This window comes from Serratia sp. 2880STDY5682894 (assembly GCF_001537385.1).
Classification (GTDB): domain Bacteria; phylum Pseudomonadota; class Gammaproteobacteria; order Enterobacterales; family Enterobacteriaceae; genus Serratia; species Serratia nevei.
On record NZ_FCJA01000010.1, the window covers coordinates 97,599 to 108,179 of the forward strand.

A 10,581-nucleotide genomic window follows, 5' to 3' on the forward strand; every position below is an offset into this window, starting at 1 on the left:
CTCTTCGGTGGCTAATGCCGCATCAGGGCTTATCGCTGATAAATGCAGTTAAATCCGCGTGCATCTTTTTAAGCGATGGTTCATCCAAGTACGGCATATGCCCGGTGTCATACCAATAGAAACGGATATTGTCGCGTAATTTGGGCGACACGGGCAGATGGCTCATCTCATATTTGGCGACGAAGTAAGGGGTGGCCAAATCGTAAACCCCACCAATCACCATCACTCTCATTGTCGGGGTCATTTTCATCACCCGCGACAGGTTCGGCAACACGTTAAATGATCTGTCCCGGCTGTTGCTGGACATGTTCCAGTCATAGACCTCATCGGAAAATGCGCGATAGTTTTGGTCGGCGCTAAAATGCAGCGTTTTGCCAAGATAATTGTGGAATTGCGCGACGTAGGCGGAAGTAATGGCACTGACGTTGGGATCGTAGTTGGACGTTTCAGCGATATTATCCAGCGACGGCCCACGATAGCGGGTATCGATTCTGCCAATGGTCTCGTCCTGACTGCGCAACAGTTGCTTGGCGAAGACCGGTCCACTCAGGCGCAAATTGGCCTTGAGCCAATAATCGGCCGGAATGCCGGTAAATTGGTAAAGCTGCTCGGCGAGCGTTTGGCGATCTTTTTCAGGCAGATTGGCACCTTGCAGCAAGGCTTGGGCATAAGCCCCCAGCGCAAACTGCTCGGCCTGGTCTAACAGGGTTTTCAGGCTCGGGTGCTTGCCCGGCAGCCGCTGGTGGTACCATGCGCTGGCTGCGTAGGTGGGGAGTGCCAGATAGTAAGGTTGATCGACGCCGGGGTTTTGATTGGGATCGTCGACGTTATTGTCGTAGTTCAGAAACTGCGACATCAGGATAATACCGTTAAGATCGATATTCTGATTTTTTAGCGTCTCGGCCAATACCACCGAGCGGGTAGTGCCGTAGCTTTCACCCAATAAATATTTAGGTGAGTTCCAGCGTTGGTAATGCGTTAAAAACTGAACGATAAATTGAGAGAAAGCCTGAGCATCGCCGTTGACGCCATAAACGTTGCTGGCACTCTGTGATTTTTGCTGCGCTCTCTCCGGCTGGCTGGCGGCACTGCTGGAAAAGCGGCTGTAACCCGTTCCGGGGGCATCGATAAACACCAGATCGCTGACGTTGAGCAGGCTGTATTGGTTATCGGTGAGTTGGTAAGGCGCCAGCTGTGTTTTCTCTGGCTGAGTAGCGATAACCCGTTTAGGCCCCAGCGCCCCCATATGCAGCCAAAGCGAGGCGGAGCCCGGCCCGCCGTTGTAGATAAAGGTAATCGGCCTGCTCTCGTTCTTATTCTCATCCTTTTTGAAATACGCAACATAGAACATGCCGGTCACGGGATCTTCCGGATCCTCTTTACTCAATTCCAGCACCCCGGTTTGCGCCTGATAATTGATTTTTACCTGGTCGACCGTGATCGCGCCTTCAGTAGCCACGGTTTGATCGGCCATCGGGGCCGGGGCATGTTCGGTGCGGGGCGCATCCTGTGTGGGATTGGCGGCGGAAACTCCGGCGGTGAATAAAGAAACGGCAGTGAGAAAACCGATTAAAATTCTGTCCATTTGAATTTTATCCGTAATGAAGTGAGAGATTACTTTAAACGCGGCTCATTAAACCAGGGTAAAACAGCGGGAAGCGTACAGAAAAGCGGCAAGGGGAAGGCCCCTTGCCTGCAGGATCATTTCACATAGGTAAAGGCGGTGGTGACGTGCTTCACGCCGCTCACCTGGCTGGCGATCTGCGCCGCCGACTGCCCTTCCTGTTGGGTGACCAGGCCCAGCAAGAACACTTCGCCGTTTTCGGTGGTGACCTTCACGTTGGATGATTTCACCGTATCGCTGGTGAGCAGCTGCGAACGCACCTTGGTGGTGATCCAGGTGTCGGAGGACGCGGTGCTCAGGCTGACCGGCGTGCCCTGACGGATTTCGTTATACACTTCGGTCGTGCCTTCCACGCCCATGGCGATCTGCTTGGCGCGCGCGGTGAGATCGGCGTTAGGCGACTGGCCGGTCAACAGCACTTTGCCCTGATAGGCGGTGGCGACCACCCGGGCGTCTTTCTTCAACTGCTGGTCTTTGCTCAGAGCGCTTTCGACCCTGGCTTCCAGCGTACCGTCATCCACCTGGGTCCCGACGCTGCGCGGGTCGGTGGCGGTTTTGGTCGCGACGGCCGCACTGCCGACGACGACGCCGGCGATACAGCCTTGCAACAGCAGGGCGCTGGACAGCACTGCAAATGTGGCTTTTAGCTTCATCTCAGTTCCTTAATCGTCCTGGTGGGGGAATAACGTATTGTCTATCAGATCGCACAGGCAGTTTACGGTCAGCATATGCATTTCCTGAATGCGCGAGCTGCGGTGCGACGGGATGCGGATCTCGACATCCTGCTGGCCGAGCAGCCCGGCCAGCTCGCCGCCGTCGTAGCCGGTGAGCGCGACGATGGTCATATCGCGCGTGACGGCCGCCTCGACCGCTTTCACAATATCACGGCTGTTGCCGCGGGTGGAAATCGCCAGCAGCACGTCGCCGGTGTGCCCGAGCGCGCGCACCTGCTTGGCGTACACTTCGTCGTGCAGCCGATCGTTGCTGATCGCCGTCAGCACCACGTTGTCGGCGTTGAGGGCGATGGCCGGCAGGCTGGGGCGCTCGGTTTCAAAACGGTTGATCATGCTGGCGGCGAAGTGCTGCGCGTTGGCCGCCGAGGTGCCGTTGCCGCAGCACAGGATTTTGTTGCCGTTGAGTAAGGATTGAACCAGCGTCATCGCAGCGCGGGAAATGGCGTCCGGCAATGCTTCCGCCGCCGCGATCTGGGTTTGGATGCTTTCGGTAAAACAGACTTTAATTCTATCCAGCACGTTGTATTAATCCACTAAGTCAAAGGGCCGGTCTGCGCCGCAAAACCCCGATTAATCCGCATTGAAGGCGTTGGGTATCCATTCTAACTGGCTACCGGTAATGGCCAAAACATCAAAACGGCAAGATGATGTGTCAAAACTGGCTCCGCGCCCCGCCAGCCAGACGGCGGCGGCATGCAGCAACCGCTGTTGTTTGCGAAAGGTGACGCTGGCGGCCGCGCCGCCGAAGGCGTCGTTGCGGCGGTAGCGCACTTCGACGAACACCCAGGTGGCGCCGTCGCGCATGATGAGGTCGAGCTCACCGCCGCGCACCGCGACGTTGGCGGCGCAGAAGGTGAGCCCGGCGTGTTCCAGGTGACGGCGGGCCAGTAACTCATAGCCCGCCCCTGAGGCGCGTGGGTTCAAGAGACCGGAACGACCGTACCCTGACGGTATTGCAGCCAAGGCAGTTTGCGGTTGATCACGCAGTTCGGCGACGCGCTCAGCGTACCGGTGGTGCCGGAAACCTGGAAGCCCGGCAGCTGGCGCATTTCAGCAAAGTGGTTGGCCAATGTCCAGGCATCCATCCCCATCGCATACAGGCGCACCAGCGAGTAGTCGTTGCGGAAGCGCGCGCTGGCCTGCTGCAACAGCTGAGGGTTTGAACCGGCCAGCAGCGGGATGTCGCTGAACTGCAGGCCTTCCATTTCCAGACGGAAGTCCGGGCCGGCGCCGGCCTGATAGCTGCGCGAGCTGGCGTACATCGCCGGCTTGCCGCGCGAGCTGGTGGCCATGTCGATCATCGGTTTGATCAGCGTCAGCTGAGACTGGGTGGCGACGATATACACCGCGTCGACGCTGCCGCCGGTCGCGGCGGGCACGTCGCTCGGCGGCGCAGGAATAGTCAGCCCGGCGATGGTCACGCTCTGCGGCGCCGGGGCGCTCGATATCGGCGTACCGGTCATGCGGATGCCGCCGCTGTTGACCATCTGGCGCAGTTCGCCGGCAGAGCCGATGTCCTGACGCAGCACGGTTTGCCCGCCTTGCTTCTGCCATTCCTGGTTAAAGGCCTTGGCGACGCGATCGCCGAAGGCGCCGCGCGGCACCAGCAGCAGCGGTTGACGCTTCTGCTGTTCCCAGATGTGGCGGGCGGCGTCGCGCGCTTCATCTTCCGGCGACAGGGCGAAGTAACAGATGTTCAGGTTGTCCTTCGGCGTTTCCGGCTGGTTGAGCGCCAGCACGTTCAGCGTGGTGGTACTGGCGGACAACTGATCGACGTTCTCTTTCAGCAGCGGCCCGACCACCAGGGTGGCGCCATCCTGCTGCGCCTGGCTCAGCAAGGCGGCCAGCGGCTGGCTGGTGGTATCGTACACTTTGACCTGTGCGTTAGCGGCCTGCAGCGGCGTTATCGGCGCACTGGACGGCGCCGCCGGTTGCGCGGCGGTCACCGCAGGCTGGCTCTCTTGCGCCGAAGGGCTGACCGCGCCGTTGGCGTTGATGTCACCCGTGGCGGCCTGATCGGCCGGCGCCGTTGGGGCCGGTGCGCTGGCCGGTTGCGCGGCTTGAGGCTGCGGCGCCGGCATGGAACCGCCGTTTTTCGCCGCTTCGAAGCCTTGCTGGATGGCGTCGGCGAACACTTTCGCCTGGCCGTTCAACGGCAGCAGCAGGGCGATTTTCGAGGTGGAGGCCTGGGTGAAGTTCAGCACCTGGTTCAGGCGAGCGGGCAGCGTTTTGGCCGCCGGGTTCTTCGGATAACGGTTCTGCCAGTCTTTGATGCCGGCCTTCAGCAGATCGGGATCCTGCTTGTTGTCCTGATAGACGCGCAGCAGATCCAGCCAGCCTTGCAGCACGTTCTCGTCGGCGTTGATCACCAGGCTGTTCATCTCCTGCGGCGTCAGCTGCAGCAGCGCCTGCCAGGTCTGATCCAGGTTGTCCTGGTGCGGTTTGCCGGTCAGCAACGGCTCCTGAGCGATATAGGCGCGGATCAAGGGCAGCGACGCTTTGCCCTGATTGGCGGCAATCTGCGCCTGGTAGTAGCGCACCTTCTGATTCGGCGACAGCGAAGCGCTGTCCAGATGGCCCAGCGTACTGCGGGCGCTGACGTAGCTCTTGTTGGCGATCTGCAGTTCGGCGGTCAGCAACTGGCGTTCAGTCTGCTGCGCACCGCTGAGGTTTTTCGGCAGCTGGTTCAGCTGGTCGCCGGCCTGCGGCAGTTTTCCTTCACGCAGCAAGGCGCGAATAGCAAGTAATTGCCAGTCAGCCTTGTTATCATCGCTGCTTTGCTGCAACTGCTGCAGGTAGTAATCGGAGCTGGCGCTCGCTTCGTCCTGTATATTGGCGGGCGGCGTTTGCGGGGCCCGACTTGGACAGCCTGCCAGGAAAAGGGCGGCCGCGATGACTGCGGTAAGTCGGACAGGCTTGGAACGCCCTGCTTTGGTACGAACGAATGTTGAGGAAAGCATACTGTATCCAGTGATGTTTTTTTCAAGATGCTCAATATTAAATCGGCAACCCGGATGAAACAATGAATCAACACCAACAATCAGTCATTTCTGCATCAACGCTGTATGTGGTGCCCACCCCCATCGGCAATCTGGGCGATATCACTCACCGGGCGTTAGAGGTACTGAAAAGCGTTGATCTGATCGCGGCGGAAGACACGCGCCATACCGGATTGCTGCTGCAACACTTCGCGATCAACGCGCGTCTGTTCGCGCTGCATGACCACAACGAACAGCAAAAGGCCGATCAGCTGCTGGCGAAACTGCAGGAAGGCCAGAGCATCGCGCTGGTGTCCGACGCCGGCACGCCGCTGATCAACGATCCCGGTTATCACCTGGTGCGCCGCTGCCGCGAGGCCGGCATTCGCGTGGTGCCTCTGCCGGGCGCCTGCGCCGCCACCACCGCGCTGTGCGCTGCGGGCGTCGCTTCCGACCGCTTCTGCTATGAAGGCTTCCTGCCGGCGAAAACCAAGGGGCGCAAGGATACGCTGATGGCGCTGGCGGAGGAACCGCGCACGCTGATTTTCTACGAATCCACTCACCGCCTGCTGGAAAGCCTGCAGGACATGGTCACCGTCTGGGGCCCGCAGCGCTATGTGGTGCTGGCGCGCGAGCTGACCAAAACCTGGGAATCTATCCACGGTGCGCCGGTGGGCGAACTGCTGGCGTGGGTGCAGGAAGATGAAGTGCGCCGCCGCGGCGAGATGGTGCTGATCGTCGAAGGCCACAAGGCGCAGGAGGATGCGTTGCCGCTCGAGGCGCTGCGCACGCTGGCGCTGCTGCAAAAAGAGCTGCCGCTGAAAAAGGCGGCGGCGCTGGCGGCGGAAATTCACGGCGTGAAGAAAAATGCGCTGTATAAGCACGCGCTGGAGCAACAACAGCCGTAAAGCGGTTGACCTGCCGCCGCCGCGACGCTACTATCCGCGCCGGAGTTGACCAGACAGTCGCCGCTTCATTGCCGTCCTCTTCGGGGAGACAGATGGAGGGGAGGAAAGTCCGGGCTCCATAGGGCAGGGTGCCAGGTAACGCCTGGGAGGCGCAAGCCTACGACTAGTGCAACAGAGAGCAAACCGCCGATGGCCCGCGCAAGCGGGATCAGGTAAGGGTGAAAGGGTGCGGTAAGAGCGCACCGCGCGGCTGGCAACAGTTCGTGGCACGGTAAACTCCACCCGGAGCAAGGCCAAATAGGGGTTCACATGGTACGGCCCGTACTGAACCCGGGTAGGCTGCTTGAGCCAGTGAGCGATTGCTGGCCTAGAGGAATGACTGTCCACGACAGAACCCGGCTTACCGGTCAACTCCCTCGACAAAAGAAAACCCCGCGCAACGCCAGTTGCGCGGGGTTTTTCGTTTTCCGGCCGGCTTACACCGGCAGGTCAATCAGCAGCGCGCGCAGCGGGGTCTCGGCGCGAATCGTCAGGCGGTTCTCCTCGCGCACGAAGGCGCCGTCGCCGCAGGTCAGGCGCTGCGCTTCGTGGCGTTCGCCGGTGGCGGCGATGGTGCCGTGAATCGACTGCAAATAGGCGCGCGGCCCGTTAATCGTCAGCGTTTGTTCTTCGCCCGGCTGCAGATCGAGATGGTGGATCCAAACCTGCTGGCGCAACTGCAGGCTGCCCTGCGCACCGTCCGGCGAGGCCAGCAGCAGGTTGCCCGCCGCCGGCAGCGTCAGGCGCTGCACCCGCTCGTTGTTGCGTTCCGGGCAGGCGTCCAGCCACAGCTGCAGGCGGGTCAGCGGCGTATCGCTGCTGACGTTCTGTTCGCTGTAGCTCAGGCCTGGCTGGGTGGCCAGCAGCAGCGCTTCGCCGGCTTTGGCGCGCGCGGCGTTGCCGTCGCTGTCGCGGTATTCCGCCTCGCCCTGCAGGATCAGGTTCAGGATATCCACGCTGGGATAGGTGCGCGGCTGGAACGACGCGCCCGGCGCCAGCACCTCCTGATTCAGCACCCGCAGCGACGCATAGCCCATCAGTTTGGGATCGAAGTAGTGACCAAAGGAAAAGGTGTAGCGAGCCTGCAGCCAACCAAAGTCAGCTTGCCCGCATTGTTGTGCTGTTCTGCATGTAATCATGGCAATCGGCTCTCTAAATTCATTATCCAAATGGTAAGCATCTGGACGTCGGATTGTTAGCCAGTTAATCTGGTCGGCATATTCAAATTTCCTGACAGAGGGATGTGATGGCCAGAGATCGGGCGCTCACGCTTGAGGCGCTGAGAGTGATGGACGCGATCGACCGCCGCGGCAGCTTCGCCGCGGCCGCCGACGAATTGGGCCGGGTGCCGTCGGCGCTCAGCTACACCATGCAAAAATTGGAAGAAGAATTGGACGTGGTGCTGTTCGACCGTTCGGGCCACCGCACCAAGTTCACCAACGTAGGGCGCATGTTGCTGGAGCGCGGGCGGGTGCTGCTGGAAGCGGCCGACAAGCTGACCACCGACGCCGAGGCGCTGGCGCGCGGTTGGGAAACCCACCTGACCATCGTCAGCGAAGCGCTGTCGCCGCCAAGCCTGCTGTTTCCGCTGGTGGACAAGCTGGCGCTGAAGGCCAACACCCAGGTGTCGATTTTCACCGAGGTGCTGGCGGGCGCCTGGGAACGGCTGGAGCAGGGGCGCGCCGACATCGTGATCGCGCCGGACATGCATTTTCGCGCGTCGTCGGAGATCAACACCCGCAAACTGTACAAGGTAATGAGCGTTTACGTCGCCGCGCCGGATCATCCTATCCACCAGGAGCCGGAGCCGTTGTCCGAGGTGACCCGCGTGAAGTACCGCGGCATCGCGGTGGCGGATACCGCCCGCGAGCGCCCGGTGTTGACCGTGCAGCTGCTGGATAAGCAGCAGCGTCTGACGGTGAGCACCATCGAAGACAAGCGTCTGGCGCTGCTGGCCGGGCTGGGGGTGGCGACCATGCCGTATCCGATGGTGGAGAAAGACATCGAGGCCGGGCGGCTGCGCGTGGTGGGGCCGGAATACAGCCGCGAAGCCGATATCATCATGGCCTGGCGACGCGACAGCATGGGGGAGGCGAAAGCCTGGTTCCTGCGCGAAATTCCGCGCCTGTTCGCGCAGCGTTAACGTCGGTGGGATGACATCCCCTTGCCGGGCGGCAAGGGGATTTTTTTGTCTTAGCCGAAGAGCCGATCGCGACCGTGCGGCTCGTCCAGATCCTGCGCCGGCCCGATGGAAATGATGCCGTGCGGGTTGATGGTGGCGTGGCTGCGGTAGTAGTGGTTGCGAATGTGCGGCAGGCTGACCGTGTCGGCAATGCCCGGCATCTGGTAGATGTCGCGCAGGAAACCGTACAGGTTCAGGTAGTCGCTGATGCGGTGTTTATCGCACTTGAAGTGGGTGACGTACACCGGATCGAAGCGCACCAGCGTGGTCCACAGACGCAGGTCGGCTTCGGTCAGCCGATCGCCGGTCAGGTAGCGGTGCTGCCCCAGGATCTGCTCCAGGCGCTCCAGCGCGTTGAAGACCCCGTTGACCGCTTCGTCATACGCTTCCTGGCTGGTGGCGAAACCGGCCTTGTACACGCCGTTGTTCACCTGATCGTAAATCCAACCGTTCAGCTCATCGATTTTGCCGCGCAGCTCGGCCGGGTAGTAATCGCCCGCGCGGGCCCCCACGCCGTCAAACGCGCTGTTGAACATGCGGATGATGTCGGCGGATTCGTTGCTGACGATGGTTTGCCGCTGTTTATCCCACAGTACCGGCACGGTCACGCGCCCGCTGTAGTGCGGATCGGCCTGCAGGTAGATCTGATACAGGAAGTCGGCGTGATACAACGGATCGCCGGTGGTTTCAGGAAAATCCTGGCCGAAGGTCCAGCCGTTTTTCAGCATCAGCGGGTGCACTACCGAGACCGGAATGATCTGCTCCAGCCCTTTCAGTTTGCGCATCAGCAGCGTGCGGTGCGCCCAGGGGCAGGCGAGAGAAACATACAGGTGATAACGGCCCGCTTCGGCCTGGAAGCCGCCTGCGCCGTGTTCGCCCGGCTGACCGTCGGCGGTCACCCAATTGCGAAACTGAGCGGTTGAACGTTTGAAACGGCCGCCGGTAGATTTCGTGTCATACCAGATGTCTTGCCAAACGCCATCGACGAGTTGTCCCATGGGAATCTCCTTGGTGTCCGAGTGAAAAGCGACAGGGCCCGGCATGCCGGGCCCTGAATGACAGTTTAGATTACCATTTCTTGTTCAGAAGACGGTCGATGCTGAAGCCGCCCGGGCCTGCAACCGCCAACACGATGAAGCCGCCGGCGATGGTCAGGTTTTTCATGAACATCAGCTGGTTTACGCCTTCCGCAAAGTCAGTGTGGAACAGCAGCGCGGTCAGAATGGTGAAGCCGGCAGTGAACAGCGCTACGGTGCGGGTCAGGAAACCGAACAGGATCGCCAGACCGCCGCCAAATTCCAGCAGGATGGTCAGCGGCAGCAAGAAGCCAGGCACGCCCATCGATTGCATGTACTGTTGGGTACCGGCATAAGCGTCACCCATTTTGCCGTAGCCTGCCACGATAAACAGGATTGGCATCAGAATACGAGCAACCAGCAAACCTGTATCTTCTAATTTTTTCATCATCTACTCCAAAGTGTTTTTGTGCGCCTGTTCGGCGGTAGTCATATCAACGGGCGGTATATCGGGTCTCTCACCCTGTCCGGCCCATATCGTATTGATGGAGTGAATGTTAAGCGGGAAGTGCTCAGGTTGTTAGCAAGTAAAACTGTCGTAATTTTTCAAAAAATCTGAATCTTTAGCGTGCTAATAAACTGACGCTGGTCAGCAGGTTGCCCGGCCCTCGGGATAAGCAGCGCTGTTTTAGGGGGAAAACGAGGGCGGAGCAACAGGATGTTTGAAGGAAAGGCGTGAGGCTTACTTGGCGGAGAAGGTCTTTTTAAACAGGCGGATAGCGCTCCAGGCACCGAAAGCGCGGCGCGACCAGCGGATCATCTTGCTGGGGTGGCGAATGCCGTACAGCGCCATGACGCTGGAACCGAGCACCAGATAGCGGCGCAGGCCAAACACCGTCTGCCAGCCGCGGTCAATGCGTTCGGTCTTCTCCAACCACAGAGACTTGTGTTCGGCCAGATCCAGGCGTTGCTGCTGGATCTGGCGAATCAGCCTTTCTTTTTTCCATTCCAGGTAGCGGCGGCGGCTCATGGCTCGCGCTCCAGTTCGGCGCGGTCGAGTTCCAGCTGCTTGCGCGTGGCGCCGAGCAGCGTGGTGCGAC

The 10,581-nt window shown here is 60.4% G+C and carries 11 protein-coding genes and 1 other RNA gene; 3 read left to right on the forward strand and 9 right to left on the reverse strand.

All coding sequences use genetic code 11. The features are described from left to right. Nucleotides 1-22: 22 nt before the first annotated feature. The 5 genes from AWX27_RS20410 to AWX27_RS20430 all read right to left on the reverse strand — a co-directional run bounded on the left by AWX27_RS20410 (nucleotide 23) and on the right by AWX27_RS20430 (nucleotide 5,318). A complete protein-coding gene (locus AWX27_RS20410) occupies nucleotides 23-1,585 on the reverse strand; it encodes a S10 family peptidase (protein WP_072265375.1) in 1,563 nt (520 codons plus the stop codon). 116 nt (nucleotides 1,586-1,701) lie between these two features. Continuing rightward, on the reverse strand, nucleotides 1,702-2,277 hold the full coding sequence (dolP, locus tag AWX27_RS20415; RefSeq protein ID WP_004937101.1) for a division/outer membrane stress-associated lipid-binding lipoprotein: 576 nt from the start codon (nucleotides 2,275-2,277) through the stop codon (nucleotides 1,702-1,704). Between the two features lie 9 nt (nucleotides 2,278-2,286). Further along, nucleotides 2,287-2,877, reverse strand: a complete 591-nt coding sequence (gene diaA, locus AWX27_RS20420) for a DnaA initiator-associating protein DiaA (RefSeq protein WP_004937103.1) — start codon at nucleotides 2,875-2,877, stop codon at nucleotides 2,287-2,289. 51 nt (nucleotides 2,878-2,928) lie between these two features. Then, nucleotides 2,929-3,282, reverse strand: a complete 354-nt coding sequence (locus AWX27_RS20425; protein WP_094300729.1) for a YraN family protein — start codon at nucleotides 3,280-3,282, stop codon at nucleotides 2,929-2,931. Further along, entirely contained in the window at nucleotides 3,279-5,318 is a 2,040-nt protein-coding gene (locus AWX27_RS20430; protein WP_060424690.1) for a penicillin-binding protein activator, read from the reverse strand. Before AWX27_RS20430 ends, AWX27_RS20425 begins: the two co-directional genes overlap by 4 nt. A 62-nt stretch (nucleotides 5,319-5,380) precedes the next feature. On the opposite strand from AWX27_RS20430, the gene rsmI reads away from it, so the two are divergent. Next, on the forward strand, nucleotides 5,381-6,244 hold the full coding sequence (gene rsmI / locus AWX27_RS20435) for a 16S rRNA (cytidine(1402)-2'-O)-methyltransferase (protein ID WP_004937108.1): 864 nt from the start codon (nucleotides 5,381-5,383) through the stop codon (nucleotides 6,242-6,244). A 41-nt stretch (nucleotides 6,245-6,285) separates the two neighbouring features. Then, nucleotides 6,286-6,663: RNase P RNA component class A (gene rnpB / locus AWX27_RS20440), an RNA gene on the forward strand. A 57-nt stretch (nucleotides 6,664-6,720) separates the two neighbouring features. Here rnpB and AWX27_RS20445 read toward each other — a convergent pair. After that, nucleotides 6,721-7,422 (reverse strand): pirin family protein, encoded by a 702-nt coding sequence (locus AWX27_RS20445; protein ID WP_060424694.1) that lies wholly within the window; start codon nucleotides 7,420-7,422, stop codon nucleotides 6,721-6,723. Nucleotides 7,423-7,529: 107 nt separating this feature from the next. Here AWX27_RS20445 and AWX27_RS20450 point away from each other — a divergent pair, with 107 nt between their 5' ends. Beyond that, nucleotides 7,530-8,426 (forward strand): LysR family transcriptional regulator, encoded by an 897-nt coding sequence (locus AWX27_RS20450; protein WP_004937113.1) that lies wholly within the window; start codon nucleotides 7,530-7,532, stop codon nucleotides 8,424-8,426. Between the two features lie 50 nt (nucleotides 8,427-8,476). Here the strand turns inward: AWX27_RS20450 and AWX27_RS20455 are convergent, their stop codons facing one another. The 3 genes from AWX27_RS20455 to AWX27_RS20465 form a co-directional block, all read right to left on the reverse strand. Beyond that, nucleotides 8,477-9,463 carry a glutathione S-transferase family protein gene (locus AWX27_RS20455; RefSeq protein ID WP_060424696.1) on the reverse strand — a complete coding sequence of 329 codons (987 nt, stop codon included), beginning with the start codon at nucleotides 9,461-9,463 and terminating at the stop codon, nucleotides 8,477-8,479. Nucleotides 9,464-9,533: 70 nt separating this feature from the next. Next, complete coding sequence (locus AWX27_RS20460; RefSeq protein WP_004937119.1) at nucleotides 9,534-9,929, reverse strand: DoxX family protein; 396 nt, start codon at nucleotides 9,927-9,929, stop codon at nucleotides 9,534-9,536. Between the two features lie 294 nt (nucleotides 9,930-10,223). After that, nucleotides 10,224-10,511 carry a YqjK-like family protein gene (locus AWX27_RS20465; RefSeq protein WP_004937121.1) on the reverse strand — a complete coding sequence of 96 codons (288 nt, stop codon included), beginning with the start codon at nucleotides 10,509-10,511 and terminating at the stop codon, nucleotides 10,224-10,226. Between the last annotated feature and the right edge of the window lie 70 nt (nucleotides 10,512-10,581).